Genomic DNA, 15,825 nt, shown 5'->3' on the forward strand with positions numbered 1-15,825 from the left:
GATTATTAAGATATTAAGGTGATTTAAATCATGGGATTCAAATGCGGTATCGTCGGTTTGCCCAACGTCGGGAAATCTACCCTGTTCAACGCGCTGACCAAAGCCGGTATTGAAGCGGCCAACTTTCCATTCTGCACCATTGAGCCGAACACAGGCGTCGTACCAATGCCTGACCCTCGCCTGGATCAACTGGCTGAAATCGTAAAACCGCAACGTACGCTTCCCACGACCATGGAATTTGTCGATATCGCCGGTCTGGTAAAAGGCGCATCGAAAGGCGAAGGTCTGGGTAACCAGTTCCTGACCAACATCCGTGAAACCGAAGCGATCGGTCACGTTGTTCGCTGCTTTGAAAATGACAACATCATTCACGTTTCCGGCAAAGTTAACCCGGCTGACGATATTGAAGTTATCAACACCGAACTGGCGCTGGCAGACCTCGACACCTGCGAACGTGCGATTCATCGCGTACAGAAGAAAGCCAAAGGTGGCGATAAAGACGCGAAAGCTGAGCTGGCGGTCCTGGAAAAATGCCTGCCCCAGTTGGAAAATGCAGGTATGCTGCGCGCGCTGGATTTAAGCGCTGAAGAGAAAGCGGCTATTCGTTACCTGAGCTTCCTGACGCTGAAACCAACAATGTACATCGCCAACGTCAACGAAGACGGTTTTGAAAACAACCCATATCTTGACCAGGTGCGTGAAATCGCGGCGAAAGAAGGTTCTGTTGTGGTTCCGGTTTGTGCTGCTGTTGAAGCAGACATTGCCGAACTGGACGACGAAGAACGTGACGAGTTTATGCAGGAGCTTGGGCTGGAAGAGCCGGGCCTGAACCGTGTGATCCGTGCCGGTTATAAGCTGCTGAACCTGCAAACTTACTTCACCGCTGGGGTGAAAGAAGTGCGTGCATGGACCATTCCGGTTGGAGCAACCGCGCCGCAGGCAGCGGGCAAAATCCATACTGATTTTGAAAAAGGCTTTATCCGTGCACAAACCATCTCGTTTGAAGATTTCATCACTTACAAAGGTGAACAAGGCGCGAAAGAAGCAGGCAAAATGCGTGCAGAAGGTAAAGATTACATCGTTAAAGATGGCGATGTGATGAACTTCCTTTTCAACGTCTAATTAATTTGTTGTCTCATGAGGTTTCGCTAAATCTCATGAAGAGCGCAAAAGTATATATAATCCACGCAATTGCGTGGATTTTTCATTTCACCGAGTCCTAATCATTCTTGTAACATCCTACACTTTTGTGCTTATTGCCTACAGTGAACCACGAGAATAATTAAAGACATCAGTGTCAGATGACGGATATCTCATTAGTAGTGATATAACGTAAGTTTTGGTCCACTACACATCACCCCCTTCACAGCTGATCAATATTGATCACGCTCCAATATGCTGGCGAGAAAAGGACTTACCTGAAGGGTAATATCCCGCAGATAAAGTCCCCGAATAACGTGATTACGTGCGATCCTGGCAAGATGAAAATGATAACCAGTAGCACAATAACAACGATAGGCCAGAAAACCCATTGACCAAAAATGAATATCGATGTTTTTTGCTTTTTCTTATTAGTAATGCAAAAATGGCGCATATTGTTTTTGTTATGCAGATACATCAAGCGAAATTCCCATAACTAATTAGGATTATTACAAAAAATCTTCACCAAATTTTTTAACCGCTGTTTGTTGTAATATTTTTGCCATATTTATAGTAACGAATTGGAATAAGCAACGACAACTTAGGGAATAACTCGATATAAACCCACCTTTGTAAGGGGGATGTTAAATATATATTAATTCCTGTGTTCCTGATTTTGCCCGGTAATAGAGAATTATTCTCTGAGAAGCTCATCATGATTGCACCATACAAATATCATGATGATAAGAGGATATTATTCATTGATTTAAACAAAATGACAAAATCCATAGACCCATAGTCTGGGTACTATATAGGAGTGGTATGGGCATCAAACAACACAATGGGAATACCAAAGCAGATCGTCTCGCTGAATTAAAAATCCGTTCGCCCTCAATTCAACTGATAAAATTTGGCGCTATTGGTTTGAATGCAATTATCTTTTCCCCCCTGCTGATAGCTGCTGATACAGGAAGTCAATATGGCACCAATATTACTATTAATGATGGTGACAGAATTACAGGAGATACCGCCGATCCATCAGGAAACCTCTATGGTGTAATGACCCCAGCAGGAAACACGCCTGGCAATATCAACCTGGGTAATGATGTCACCGTCAATGTCAACGACGCCTCTGGATATGCAAAAGGAATCATTATTCAGGGCAAAAACAGCTCCCTGACAGCTAACCGACTCACAGTAGATGTTGTTAGTCAAACCTCTGCCATCGGCATTAACTTAATTGGTGACTATACCCATGCTGACTTAGGCACAGGCAGCACCATTAAGAGTAACGATGACGGCATCATTATTGGGCATAGCTCAACACTAACAGCCACTCAATTCACCATTGAAAACTCGAACGGTATAGGCCTAACCATCAATGACTATGGCACCAGTGTCGATCTTGGAAGCGGAAGTAAAATCACGACCGATGGAAGTACAGGTGTTTATATCGGTGGTCTCAACGGCAATAACGCCAATGGTGCTGCGCGTTTTACGGCGACAGACCTGACAATCGATGTTCAGGGCTACAGCGCCATGGGGATAAACGTACAGAAAAACTCTGTTGTCGATCTCGGAACAAACAGTACCATTAAAACCAATGGCGATAATGCACACGGCCTCTGGAGCTTTGGCCAGGTTAGCGCGAATGCACTCACTGTTGATGTAACTGGAGCCGCGGCCAATGGCGTCGAAGTTCGTGGTGGTACAACCACTATCGGTGCAGATAGCCATATTTCTTCCGCGCAGGGCGGTGGCCTCGTCACCAGTGGTTCAGACGCGACAATCAATTTTTCTGGCACGGCAGCGCAACGAAACAGCATCTTTTCCGGCGGTTCTTATGGTGCCTCGGCCCAGACGGCAACGGCTGTTGTCAACATGCAAAATACCGATATTACAGTTGATCGTAATGGCAGTCTGGCGCTGGGTTTGTGGGCGCTCAGCGGCGGTAGAATAACCGGAGACAGTTTAGCTATCACCGGCGCGGCAGGAGCCAGGGGAATTTATGCCATGACCAACAGCCAGATCGACCTCACGAGCGATCTGGTCATTGATATGAGTACACCCGACCAGATGGCCATTGCAACGCAACATGACGATGGTTATGCCGCCAGCCGCATCAACGCCTCGGGTCGTATGCTTATCAACGGTAGCGTTCTTTCCAAAGGTGGGCTAATCAATCTAGATATGCACCCAGGGTCGGTTTGGACAGGTTCCTCCCTCAGCGATAATGTCAATGGCGGGAAACTGGACGTTGCAATGAATAACAGCGTCTGGAACGTAACAAGTAATTCTAATCTCGACACGCTGGCGCTGAGCCATTCAACTGTCGATTTTGCCAGCCACGGGTCAACTGCCGGCACATTTGCCACATTAAACGTAGAGAACCTGAGCGGTAACAGTACCTTTATTATGCGTGCTGATGTTGTTGGCGAGGGTAATGGCGTTAATAATAAAGGGGATTTATTGAATATCAGCGGAAGTAGTGCTGGTAATCACGTATTGGCTATCCGCAACCAGGGCAGCGAGGCCACTACGGGAAATGAAGTTCTGACAGTGGTAAAAACCACTGACGGTGCGGCCTCGTTCAGCGCGTCTTCTCAGGTTGAGTTGGGGGGATATCTGTACGATGTGCGTAAAAATGGCACTAACTGGGAGCTTTACGCTTCCGGGACAGTTCCGGAACCGACTCCTAATCCTGAACCAACACCGGCTCCCGCTCAGCCTCCCATAGTCAACCCCGATCCTACGCCTGAACCCGATCCTACGCCTAACCCCACTCCCACACCTAAACCCACCACGACCGCAGATGCTGGCGGCAATTATCTCAATGTCGGTTACTTATTAAACTATGTTGAAAACCGTACGCTGATGCAACGGATGGGTGACCTGCGAAATCAGAGTAAAGACGGTAATATCTGGTTGCGCAGTTATGGGGGAAGCCTGGACTCCTTTGCCAGTGGCAAACTGAGCGGCTTTGACATGGGTTACAGCGGTATCCAGTTTGGTGGGGATAAACGTCTCTCTGATGTAATGCCGTTGTATGTCGGTCTGTATATTGGCTCAACACATGCATCGCCGGACTATAGCGGAGGCGACGGTACCGCACGTTCAGACTACATGGGAATGTACGCCAGTTACATGGCACAAAACGGTTTTTACAGCGATCTCGTTATAAAAGCATCGCGCCAGAAAAATAGTTTCCACGTACTGGACAGTCAGAACAACGGCGTTAACGCCAACGGCACTGCGAATGGAATGAGCATCTCCCTGGAAGCCGGGCAGAGGTTCAACCTGTCCCCTACTGGTTATGGGTTCTATATAGAGCCGCAAACCCAGCTTACATACAGCCACCAGAATGAAATGGCTATGAAGGCGAGTAATGGCCTCAATATACATCTGAATCACTACGAATCGCTGCTGGGGCGTGCCAGCATGATACTGGGGTATGACATCACCGCAGGCAACAGCCAGCTGAATGTCTATGTGAAGACTGGCGCTATCCGCGAGTTTTCAGGGGATACCGAATATCTGTTGAACAACTCCCGGGAGAAGTACAGTTTCAAAGGTAATGGCTGGAATAACGGCGTGGGAGTCAGTGCACAGTATAACAAACAGCACACATTCTATCTCGAAGCGGATTACACGCAGGGTAACCTCTTTGATCAGAAGCAAGTCAACGGAGGATATCGCTTCAGCTTTTAAGTGCGGGATAGACAAGCCCTTAAACGATGCTGAAAATTGTTAGCGTGCGCCGGAATGAAATACAGATCACTCTGATGTATCAGAAATCGTTTCTGTCTTTCATACCCGGCGCTTAAACTGCCCTGCATCAATGCCATGTTGCTTCATTTTCCGCCACAGCGTAGTGCGGCCGATCCCAAGTAAAGCCGACATTTCCTGAATGCGACCGCCTGTGACCTGGGCTGCGTTAATAATTGCCTCTTTTTCAACTTCCGCAAATGACAGACTGGTGGAAAGGCGGGTGGCGCTGACATCATCTGTCGCCTGCTCGGTAAACAGATGTTCAGGTAAATCACTGACGCGAATGCGCCCGTTATCACTACTCAGAGCAAGATTCTCGATGACGCTGTAAAGTTCAAAATCGTTGCCTGGCCATGCACAAGAAACCAGGCGAGCGAGGGCATCGTCATCAATTTTCAGCCGCGTAGAGAAGCGTTTTTCAAGACTGCGTAATTTGTTATTCACCAGCGCCGGAATGCTGCCACGCCGCATACGCAGAGGCGGGATGGTAATTTCAAATGCATGCAGCGCGTAATACAGCTGGCGACTAAAACGATTTTGTTCCACCAGCATTGCGAGGTCCGCGGTCGTTGTGGCAATCACTTTGACATCAATTGGTATTAAACGCCGCGCATCCAGTCGCGTGATAACCCCCTGCTTGATAACCTGAAGCAAAGCAGACTGTAACTCCACCGCCAGATATTCAATCTTTTCAAGAAACAGCGTGCCGCCGTGTGCCAGTTCCAGCCGACTCAGACGGCCATTTTCATTGTCCGTGCGATCGCCACCAATAAATTCTTCCGCCAGCGCCGCATCACCATATAACTCACAATTGACGGCGATATAAGGACCTGCAGCACGCTCGCTTTCATTATGAATTGCCTGACTTAGCAGTGCCTTTCCCACGCCCTCTTCTCCACAAAGCAGGACAGGAAAGCTACTGCGCGCCGCCTGGCGACCAAAATGAATCAAGCGGCGGGTTTGCGGATCGTCCTGTGGCATATGAGCGAAGGTATGGCTGACTTTTCCTAATTGACTGGTCATCAACTGCCGCATCTGTTCCACAGGATGGAGCAACAAAATAAAGCTGGTTCCCTGCGTTTCTATTATCGGTTTAAGGGTTATCACCGCATCAATAAACTGATGCTGACTTTCAAAGGTTGCTTCTACGTGTTTGAGCGGATGTGCCTGTTTTATTGCTTGTTGCAATACGGCGGGTAACGTTAAGAGTTCAGTGATTGCCCTTCCCTGACTTGCCGTCGCGTCAAGGCGCAAGACCCGCGCCGCCTGGGCATTAATAAATTGCAAATTACCCTGCTCGTCCCAGCTAATCACGCCATCATCCATACTTTCTAACAGGGCATTAAGTTGATTTAAATGACGGTTAGTTTCAGCGAGCAAACTGTCCGTCAGCAGTAAATTTCCGACCTCTCGGGCGATTGCCAACGTCAACGGCAAATCAGCTGCGGTAGTTTGCTCAACCGGACACGCAAGCGCTATTGTTCCCGTCAATCGGCCCTTGCTGTCAAACAACGGCGTTGCACAAAAGGCCCAGTTCCAGAGTGCCTGTTTGAAATGTTGATCGGCCATCGTTTTCACGGCCTGACCAGAGATAGCCGCTAACGATAGCGCACAAGTACCAATAATTCCCTCGGCGCAATACGTGCCGTCATGGAATCCAAGTGCACTTAGCTGCTGCAAGGTTTGCGGATCGCCATTACGGCTGAGAATGCAGGCGGTTTCATCGAGGATAAACAGCGCACACTCTCGCGGTGCCATATATTCCCAGGCATCTTCCAGCGCAGCCTGCCCGAGCGTCAGCATCGCTTTCTTACGCCGATAAATAGAAGCAAATGTCACGCCCTGGGCCTGATGTGGTACGTTCCATGTCTCCCGTTTCATCAGCTTATTGCATCGCTCCCAGGAGGTTGCAATTAAGGGAGATATGCCCCGACCATCGTTGTTAAAAGCGCCACTCATATCCCGCATCCCTTATGACAAAAGGTGTTCCGGCTCGCAATTTTAAGTATTAATACACGTAAAAGTTTCAATATGGAACATTCATTAAAGCATATGTTTCACTATGAAACATAATTTGGGCTAATTTTCTTTTCCCTTGCCTGATGCACAATGGATTCATCGGCAGTCAGTGGTCGCCGTGTCGTTGAACATCATCCATGCCCTACCGTAATTGCTGGAGCAAAATAATGAAAAAATTGATCAATGATGTGCAAGACGTACTGGACGAACAACTGGCAGGACTGGCGAAAGCGCATCCATCTCTGACACTGCATCAGGATCCGGTGTATGTCACCCGAGCTGATGCCCCTGTTGCAGGAAAAGTCGCCCTGCTGTCGGGTGGCGGCAGCGGACACGAGCCGATGCACTGTGGGTATATCGGTCAGGGGATGCTTTCGGGGGCCTGTCCGGGCGAAATTTTCACCTCACCGACGCCCGATAAAATCTTTGAATGCGCCATGCAAGTTGATGGCGGCGAAGGTGTACTGTTGATAATCAAAAATTACACCGGCGATATTCTTAACTTTGAAACAGCGACCGAGTTACTGCACGATAGCGGCGTAAAAGTGACCACTGTGGTCATTGATGACGACGTTGCGGTAAAAGACAGTCTTTATACTGCCGGGCGACGCGGCGTTGCCAACACCGTATTAATTGAAAAACTCGTAGGCGCAGCGGCGGAGCGTGGCGACTCACTGGACGCCTGTGCGGAACTGGGGCGTAAGTTGAATAATCAAGGCCACTCAATAGGTATCGCTCTCGGTGCCTGTACCGTTCCTGCCGCGGGCAAACCTTCTTTTACCCTGGCGGATAATGAGATGGAGTTTGGCGTCGGCATTCATGGTGAGCCGGGTATTGACCGCCGCTCCTTCTCTTCCCTTGATCAAACCGTCGATGAAATGTTCGACACCCTGCTGGAAAATGGCTCATACCATCGCACTTTGCGTTTCTGGGATTATCAACAAGGCAGTTGGCAGGAAGAACAACAAACCAAACAACCGCTCCAGTCTGGCGATCGGGTGATTGCGCTGGTTAACAATCTTGGCGCAACTCCGCTTTCTGAGCTGTACGGCGTCTATAACCGCCTGACCACACGTTGCCAGCAAGCGGGATTGACTATCGAACGTAATTTAATTGGCGCGTACTGCACCTCACTGGATATGACCGGTTTCTCAATCACCTTACTGAAAGTTGATGACGAAACGCTGGCACTCTGGGACGCCCCGGTCCACACCCCGGCCCTTAACTGGGGTAAATAAGGAGAAAGCAATGTCACTGAGCAGAACTCAAATTGTTAACTGGCTCACTCGTTGTGGCGATATTTTCAGCACCGAGAGCGAGTATCTTACCGGACTGGATCGCGAAATTGGCGACGCTGACCACGGGCTAAATATGAACCGAGGCTTTAGCAAAGTGGTGGAAAAACTCCCTGCTATCGCAGATAAAGATATCGGTTTCATTCTCAAGAATACCGGTATGACGCTGCTTTCCAGCGTCGGTGGTGCCAGTGGTCCGCTGTTCGGTACCTTCTTTATCCGCGCCGCACAGGCGACCCAGGCACGGCAAAGCCTGACACTGGAAGAGCTTTATCAGATGTTCCGCGATGGCGCGGACGGCGTAATCAGTCGCGGGAAAGCCGAACCTGGCGATAAAACCATGTGTGATGTGTGGGTGCCGGTGGTGGAATCGTTACGTCAGTCCAGCGAGCAAAATCTCTCTGTTCCGGTGGCGCTCGAAGCTGCCAGTAGAATCGCCGAATCCGCTGCACAAAGTACGATTACGATGCAAGCCCGCAAAGGCCGCGCCAGTTATCTCGGTGAACGCAGTATTGGTCACCAGGATCCCGGCGCGACCTCGGTGATGTTTATGATGCAAATGTTGGCGTTAGCCGCAAAAGAGTAAGGAATTGGTGATGGTAAACCTGGTCATAGTTTCACATAGCAGCCGACTGGGAGAAGGTGTCGGTGAATTAGCCCGTCAGATGTTAATGAGTGATAGTTGTAAAATCGCCATTGCCGCGGGAATTGACGATCCACAAAATCCTATTGGTACCGATGCCGTCAAAGTGATGGAGGCCATCGAATCTGTTGCTGATGCCGACCATGTGCTGGTCATGATGGATATGGGTAGCGCATTATTGAGTGCTGAAACTGCGCTGGAATTGCTGGCTCCCAAGATCGCCGCAAAAGTACGTTTGTGTGCTGCGCCGTTGGTCGAAGGTACACTGGCAGCAACGGTCAGCGCGGCCTCGGGAGCGGATATCGACAAAGTTATCTTTGACGCTATGCATGCGCTGGAAGCCAAACGTGAACAACTGGGTTTACCGTCCTCCGACACTAAAATCTCTGACACATGTCCTGCGTACGATGAAGAAGCCCGTTCTCTGGCGGTGGTCATAAAAAACCGTAACGGCCTGCATGTACGTCCGGCCTCCCGGCTGGTTTATACCTTATCGACATTTAATGCCGATATGTTGCTGGAAAAAAACGGCAAATGCGTCACACCAGAGAGTATTAACCAGATTGCGTTACTACAAGTTCGCTATAACGATACGCTGCGCCTGATTGCGAAAGGGCCAGAAGCTGAAGAGGCACTGATCGCTTTCCGTCAGCTGGCTGAAGATAACTTTGGTGAAACGGAGGAAGTCGCTCCACCTACTCTGCGTCCCGTTCCGCCTGTTTCGGGTAAAGCCTTTTATTATCAACCAGTTTTATGTACGGTACAGGCAAAATCAACCCTGACCGTGGAAGAAGAACAAGATCGATTACGCCAGGCCATTGACTTCACGTTATTAGATCTGATGACGTTAACAGCGAAAGCAGAAGCCAGCGGGCTTGACGATATTGCCGCAATCTTTTCTGGTCACCATACACTGTTAGATGATCCGGAACTGCTGGCGGCGGCAAGCGAACTCCTTCAGCACGAACATTGCACGGCAGAATATGCCTGGCAGCAAGTTCTTAAAGAACTTAGCCAGCAATACCAGCAACTGGATGATGAATATCTACAAGCTCGCTATATTGATGTGGACGATCTTCTGCATCGCACCCTGGTCCACCTGACCCAAACGAAAGAAGAACTCCCGCAGTTTAACTCGCCAACTATTCTACTGGCGGAGAACATTTATCCTTCCACAGTACTGCAACTGGATCCGGCGGTTGTAAAAGGTATCTGCCTTAGCGCCGGAAGTCCGGTATCCCACAGCGCCCTAATCGCCCGTGAGCTGGGGATTGGCTGGATTTGCCAGCAGGGTGAGAAACTGTATGCGATACAACCAGAAGAAACGCTAACGCTGGACGTTAAAACGCAACGTTTCAACCGTCAGGGTTAAGCCACTGTTCGGATGGCATCGTTCTGATGTCATCCGGCAATTTACTCAGCACTAATGGTTTTTAACTACCTGTTATATTTTTCACCAATTTATGATGATTTTTCTTCGCTAATCACGAACCCAACGCCGCTGGCTGGCTAATAAACAGACGTTATTTGATCACTCTATTTCGCCGTTATTTATCCCTTTAATTCCCTTTTCTAAAATGCCTGACAGTTCGCAGAATGAGATTTCGATCATGCAGCTAGTGCGATCCTGAACTAAGGTTTTCTGATACTTGAATACCGTTTTATTCGGTTTCGCCAAAGGAGAATGATTGATGAAATCCCCCGCACCTTCTCGCCCGCAAAAAATGGCGTTAATTCCAGCCTGTATCTTTTTGTGTTTCGCTGCGCTATCGGTGCAGGCAGAAGAAACACCGGTAACACCACAGCCGCCTGATATTTTATTAGGGCCGCTGTTTAATGATGTGCAAAACGCCAAACTTTTTCCGGACCAAAAAACCTTTGCCGATGCCGTGCCGAACAGCGATCCGCTGATGATCCTTGCTGATTATCGGATGCAGCAAAACCAGAGCGGATTTGATCTGCGCCATTTCGTTAACGTCAATTTCACCCTGCCGAAAGAAGGCGAGAAATATGTTCCGCCAGAGGGGCAGTCACTGCGCGAACATATTGACGGACTTTGGCCGGTATTAACGCGTTCTACCGAAAACACAGAAAAATGGGATTCTCTGTTACCGCTGCCGGAACCTTATGTCGTGCCGGGCGGACGTTTTCGCGAGGTATATTACTGGGACAGTTACTTCACCATGTTAGGACTTGCCGAAAGCGGTCACTGGGATAAAGTCGCGGATATGGTGGCCAATTTTGCTCATGAAATAGACACTTACGGTCATATTCCCAACGGCAACCGCAGTTACTATTTAAGCCGCTCGCAACCGCCCTTCTTTGCCCTGATGGTAGAGTTACTGGCGCAGCATGAAGGCGATGCCGCGTTGAAGCAATACCTGCCGCAAATGCAAAAAGAATATGCTTACTGGATGGACGGTGTTGAAAACCTGCAAGCCGGACAACAGGAAAAACGCGTTGTCAAACTTCAGGATGGTACCCTTCTCAACCGCTACTGGGACGATCGCGATACGCCACGACCAGAGTCATGGGTGGAAGATATTGCCACCGCCAAAAGCAATCCGAATCGACCTGCCACTGAAATTTACCGCGACCTGCGCTCTGCCGCTGCGTCTGGCTGGGATTTCAGCTCGCGCTGGATGGACAACCCGCAGCAGTTAAATACCTTACGCACCACCAGCATCGTACCGGTCGATCTGAACAGCCTGATGTTTAAAATGGAAAAAATCCTCGCCCGCGCCAGCAAAGCTGCCGGAGATAACGCGATGGCAAACCAGTACGAAACGCTGGCAAATGCCCGTCAAAAAGGGATCGAAAAATACCTGTGGAACGATCAACAAGGCTGGTATGCCGATTACGACCTGAAAAGTCATAAAGTGCGCAATCAGTTAACCGCGGCCGCCCTGTTCCCGCTGTACGTCAATGCGGCAGCGAAAGATCGCGCCAACAAAATGGCGACGGCGACGAAAACACATCTGCTGCAACCCGGCGGCCTGAACACCACGTCGGTGAAAAGTGGGCAACAATGGGATGCGCCAAATGGCTGGGCACCGTTACAGTGGGTCGCGACAGAAGGATTACAAAACTACGGGCAAAAAGAGGTGGCGATGGACATTAGCTGGCACTTCCTGACCAATGTTCAGCACACCTATGACCGGGAGAAAAAGCTGGTGGAAAAATATGATGTCAGCACCACCGGAACGGGGGGCGGCGGTGGCGAATATCCATTACAGGATGGCTTTGGCTGGACCAATGGCGTGACGCTGAAAATGCTGGATTTGATCTGCCCGAAAGAGCAACCGTGTGACAATGTTCCGGCGACGCGTCCGACCGTTAAGTCAGCAACGACGCAACCCTCAACCAAAGAGGCACAACCCACACCTTAACCAGCGCTTACTCCGACAACGTCATTCGGCTTCTCCGGATGGCGTTGTCGGCAGATAACACCATAGCTATGGTTTTTTCTACACAGACGGTTTTTCAAGTCCTGGCGGGAAGTATTGCGCAAATGTTTGCCATACGTGGTTGCCGAAGATAGCGTCATTTCTACGGGTAAGTGTTTCACTTTCATCACCCGGCGATTTACGCCGACGTTGGCTATATAAAGCATCAATTGCTACCTGAATATTGTTACGGTGTTCACTCATCAACGTTTTTTTGCTTTCTGGAGTTAAATTAATAATCACATAATCCAGACACTCCAGAGAATTTAGCAACCAAAAAAAGAATTCAGACCATTCCTCTTCGCGTAACTGAAGCATTGCCGAACGGGTATTTTGGCTTAATCTGCCAGAAGGATTGATCAATTCTAAATGTTCAATAAGCGCAGCCAAAACCGCCTCACTATCCGCCCCATTTTTAACGCCTGACTGGCTACTGTCTAAAATATTTATTTTCTGAATCACACCAAAAACAACGAAACAATAATTAAAAAAGGATTCTGTTGTTGTTACCGGGAACCGACTTTATCGGATATCGAAGTGCTATATTGATTTTTTTCACCCGTAAAGCAGGTGTCGAGTATACGTTCTGATGTGAAAGCGGATAGCGGCATCTGTATCGCTATCCGCCTTATGAAAATCTTATTCTCTTCGCAGGAGGCGGAATATGCCCAGAACGAGAATAGCTCCCACCACCGCCACCAGGAAGCTGTGCAGATTAAAACCACTGATGGAGCCGCCAATGCCAAACATGGTCGCCAGCCAGCCGCCGACCACCGCACCGACTATCCCGAGAATACAGGTCAGGAAAAATCCACCACCATCACGCCCCGGCATGATTAGCTTGGCGATAATGCCGGCTATCAGGCCAAAAATAATCCAGGCAATAATTCCCATGTTCAGGCCCTCGTTTCGATGAATCGGACGCAAGAAATGCTTACGTCAACGCTCTAAGTATAGGCAAGGGCGGGATCGATGCTGGGCGTATGTCGGCTGATTTAAGAACAACATGTAAAAAATATTCACGCATTTGTATTAAGTTTTGTTAACTGTGACCGATAAACCAAAGACAGTTTGTCAGTCAGGAGTTTTTCCGCGTGAGTCATTACCATGAGCAGTTCCTGAAACAAAATCCGTTAGCCGTCCTGGGCGTGTTACGCGATTTGCACAAAGCCGCAATTCCTTTGCGTCTCAGTTGGAATGGCGGGCAGCTGATCAGCAAAATACTGGCAATAACCCCGGATAAACTGGTGCTGGATTTCGGCAGTCAAGCCGAAGACAACATCGCCGTGCTAAAGGCACAGCACATTACCATTACCGCCGAAACTCAGGGTGCGAAAGTCGAGTTTACTGTTGAACAACTACAGCAGAGTGAATACTTGCAGCTTCCGGCATTTATCACCGTACCGCCTCCCACCTTATGGTTTGTACAACGACGCCGATATTTCCGCATCTCCGCCCCACTCCATCCGCCTTATTTTTGCCAGACCAAACTGGCGGATAACAGTACGTTACGTTTCCGCCTGTATGATTTGTCGTTAGGCGGCATGGGCGCATTACTGGAAACAGCAAAGCCTGCCGAATTACAAGAAGGCATGCGCTTCGCTCAGATTGAAGTCAACATGGGGCAATGGGGTGTTTTTCACTTTGACGCCCAGTTAATCTCCATCAGCGAGCGCAAAGTGATTGATGGCAAGAATGAAACCATCACCACTCCCCGTCTGAGCTTCCGTTTTCTTAACGTCAGCCCGACGGTGGAGCGGCAATTACAACGGATTATTTTCTCTCTCGAGCGAGAAGCCCGAGAAAAAGCGGACAAAGTGCGCGACTGATTTACATCGCGTCCAGTGCCTGCTCAAGTTTGTAGATATAGCGCGGAGCCTGCGGCGCAGGATGATTTCGCGCTACGTGATCGAGGAACTCGTCAGCATCCAAATCGTTGATTTTGCTGATCGCCTTTTTCCGATCTGACGAGAAAGTCCGTAGCAGCGCACCTGCCCCGTTAGCGTATGACACCACCAGCGCATATTGCAGTACCTTCGGATCTTCAATGCCTGCCAGCGGGCCGGTTTCCAGAATATTCAGGTAAGCCGCCCCCATTGAAATATTACGCTCTGGATTTTTCAGCTCGCTGGTCGTCGGCTCACCACTCCAGCCCATACGGCGATAAACATCACGTCCGGAGGTTGAAGCTTTTAACTGCATCAAACCAATGGCATTCGATTTACTCACCGCGTTCGGATTACCACCCGATTCGATAGCGATAATCGCCGTGATCAATTGTGGATCGACGCCCCAGGCTGCACCGGCTTTCTGGCTTATTGGCATCCACTGCATCGCACGTTGCACCGGAACTTTCGCGTTCCACGGCGGGTTCGTATAGTCATGCTTTGATGAACAACCCGCTAATAACACAATCAAAAAGGCAAACCATCTCAATTTCACTTCTTCTATCCTTATAGCCTGGAATCGCCGTTGAGGTGACAACGGCACACCTAAGCGGCATGATATACATTTCGTTTCTGTTGTCAGCAAGGAATTGCCATGTCTCTGTTTCACTTAATTGCCCCATCGGGTTACTGCATTAAACAGCACGCCGCGCTGCGTGGTATCCATCGCCTTACCGACGAGGGGCATCAGGTCAATAACGTCGAGGTTATTGCCCGTCGTTGTGAGCGTTTTGCGGGTACGGAAACGGAGCGCCTGGAAGATCTCAATTCCCTTGCCAGACTGACTACCCCCAACACCATCGTGCTGGCTGTACGCGGCGGTTACGGTGCCAGTCGTTTACTGGCAGATATTGACTGGCAGGCACTGGTGGCTCGCCAACAACATGACCCGTTACTCATTTGCGGACATAGCGATTTTACCGCCATTCAGTGCGGTCTTCTGGCGCAAGGCAATGTCATCACCTTTAGCGGCCCCATGCTGGTAGCAAACTTTGGTGCGGATGAACTGAACGCCTTTACCGAGCACCATTTCTGGCTGGCGTTACGCAATAAAACCTTCACCATTGAATGGCAAGGGGAAGGCCCGACATGTCAGACCGAAGGCACGTTGTGGGGAGGCAATCTTGCGATGCTGATTTCACTGATTGGTACACCGTGGATGCCAAAAATTGAGAACGGTATTCTGGTGCTGGAAGATATTAACGAGCACCCTTTCCGCGTCGAACGTATGCTGTTGCAGCTCTATCATGCGGGAATTTTGCCACGTCAGAAGGCGATTATTCTCGGTAGCTTTAGCGGCAGCACGCCCAATGATTATGACGCAGGTTACAACCTGGAGTCAGTGTACGCGTTTTTGCGTTCCCGCCTGTCGATTCCACTCATTACCGGCCTCGATTTTGGTCATGAACAACGCACGGTTACGCTGCCGTTGGGCGCACATGCCATTCTGAATAACACCCGGGAAGGCACTCAGTTGACGATTAGCGGTCATCCTGTTCTTAAAATGTAAAAAAATCACGCTTCAGGGCTAAGTAAAACGCTGTCTCTGCCGCTAATATGGTAGGGTT

Annotated in this window: 12 protein-coding genes; 8 read left to right on the forward strand and 4 right to left on the reverse strand. The window is 49.4% G+C overall.

The genetic code is table 11. From position 1 onward, the window contains the following. Nucleotides 1-30 precede the first annotated feature (30 nt). Nucleotides 31-1,122, forward strand: a complete 1,092-nt coding sequence (ychF, locus tag FTE26_RS18440; protein ID WP_000505866.1) for a redox-regulated ATPase YchF — start codon at nt 31-33, stop codon at nt 1,120-1,122. 840 nt (nt 1,123-1,962) lie between these two features. Continuing rightward, nucleotides 1,963-4,848: an autotransporter outer membrane beta-barrel domain-containing protein gene (locus tag FTE26_RS18445; RefSeq protein WP_001348353.1), complete on the forward strand. Its 2,886-nt coding sequence runs from the start codon at nt 1,963-1,965 to the stop codon at nt 4,846-4,848. Nucleotides 4,849-4,947: 99 nt separating this feature from the next. On the opposite strand, the gene dhaR is transcribed toward FTE26_RS18445, so the two are convergent. Further along, on the reverse strand, nt 4,948-6,867 hold the full coding sequence (dhaR, locus tag FTE26_RS18450; protein WP_001385778.1) for a dihydroxyacetone kinase operon transcriptional regulator DhaR: 1,920 nt from the start codon (nt 6,865-6,867) through the stop codon (nt 4,948-4,950). 227 nt (nt 6,868-7,094) lie between these two features. Here dhaR and dhaK point away from each other — a divergent pair, with 227 nt between their 5' ends. The 4 genes from dhaK (at nt 7,095) to treA (ending at nt 12,254) form a co-directional block, all read left to right on the forward strand. Next, entirely contained in the window at nt 7,095-8,165 is a 1,071-nt protein-coding gene (dhaK, locus tag FTE26_RS18455) for a dihydroxyacetone kinase subunit DhaK (protein ID WP_000733717.1), read from the forward strand. 10 nt (nt 8,166-8,175) lie between these two features. Further along, a complete protein-coding gene (dhaL, locus tag FTE26_RS18460; RefSeq protein ID WP_001297535.1) occupies nt 8,176-8,808 on the forward strand; it encodes a dihydroxyacetone kinase subunit DhaL in 633 nt (210 codons plus the stop codon). Nucleotides 8,809-8,818: 10 nt separating this feature from the next. Further along, nucleotides 8,819-10,237, forward strand: coding sequence for a dihydroxyacetone kinase phosphoryl donor subunit DhaM (gene dhaM, locus FTE26_RS18465; protein WP_001297541.1), 1,419 nt, complete (start codon nt 8,819-8,821; stop codon nt 10,235-10,237). Between the two features lie 319 nt (nt 10,238-10,556). Next, nucleotides 10,557-12,254, forward strand: a complete 1,698-nt coding sequence (gene treA, locus FTE26_RS18470) for an alpha,alpha-trehalase (protein ID WP_000841714.1) — start codon at nt 10,557-10,559, stop codon at nt 12,252-12,254. A 78-nt stretch (nt 12,255-12,332) separates the two neighbouring features. Here treA and ycgY read toward each other — a convergent pair whose 3' ends face one another. Beyond that, nucleotides 12,333-12,773 (reverse strand): protein YcgY, encoded by a 441-nt coding sequence (gene ycgY / locus FTE26_RS18475; protein WP_000615067.1) that lies wholly within the window; start codon nt 12,771-12,773, stop codon nt 12,333-12,335. Between the two features lie 177 nt (nt 12,774-12,950). Continuing rightward, the gene (locus FTE26_RS18480) at nt 12,951-13,205 is read right to left on the reverse strand and encodes a GlsB/YeaQ/YmgE family stress response membrane protein (RefSeq protein ID WP_000511313.1); all 255 of its coding nucleotides are present in this window, start codon (nt 13,203-13,205) and stop codon (nt 12,951-12,953) included. Between the two features lie 200 nt (nt 13,206-13,405). Between FTE26_RS18480 and ycgR the strand changes: the two genes are divergently transcribed. Next, the gene (gene ycgR, locus FTE26_RS18485) at nt 13,406-14,140 is read left to right on the forward strand and encodes a flagellar brake protein YcgR (RefSeq protein ID WP_000020161.1); all 735 of its coding nucleotides are present in this window, start codon (nt 13,406-13,408) and stop codon (nt 14,138-14,140) included. Between the two features lies 1 nt (nt 14,141). Here the strand turns inward: ycgR and emtA are convergent, their stop codons facing one another. Further along, a complete protein-coding gene (gene emtA, locus FTE26_RS18490; RefSeq protein WP_001295616.1) occupies nt 14,142-14,753 on the reverse strand; it encodes a membrane-bound lytic murein transglycosylase EmtA in 612 nt (203 codons plus the stop codon). Nucleotides 14,754-14,852: 99 nt separating this feature from the next. Between emtA and ldcA the strand changes: the two genes are divergently transcribed. Further along, nucleotides 14,853-15,767, forward strand: a complete 915-nt coding sequence (gene ldcA / locus FTE26_RS18495; protein WP_000051548.1) for a muramoyltetrapeptide carboxypeptidase — start codon at nt 14,853-14,855, stop codon at nt 15,765-15,767. The last annotated feature ends 58 nt before the right edge of the window (nt 15,768-15,825 follow it).

It is taken from the genome of Escherichia sp. S10b (genome assembly GCF_028421345.1).
Taxonomy (GTDB): Bacteria; Pseudomonadota; Gammaproteobacteria; order Enterobacterales; family Enterobacteriaceae; genus ECMA0423.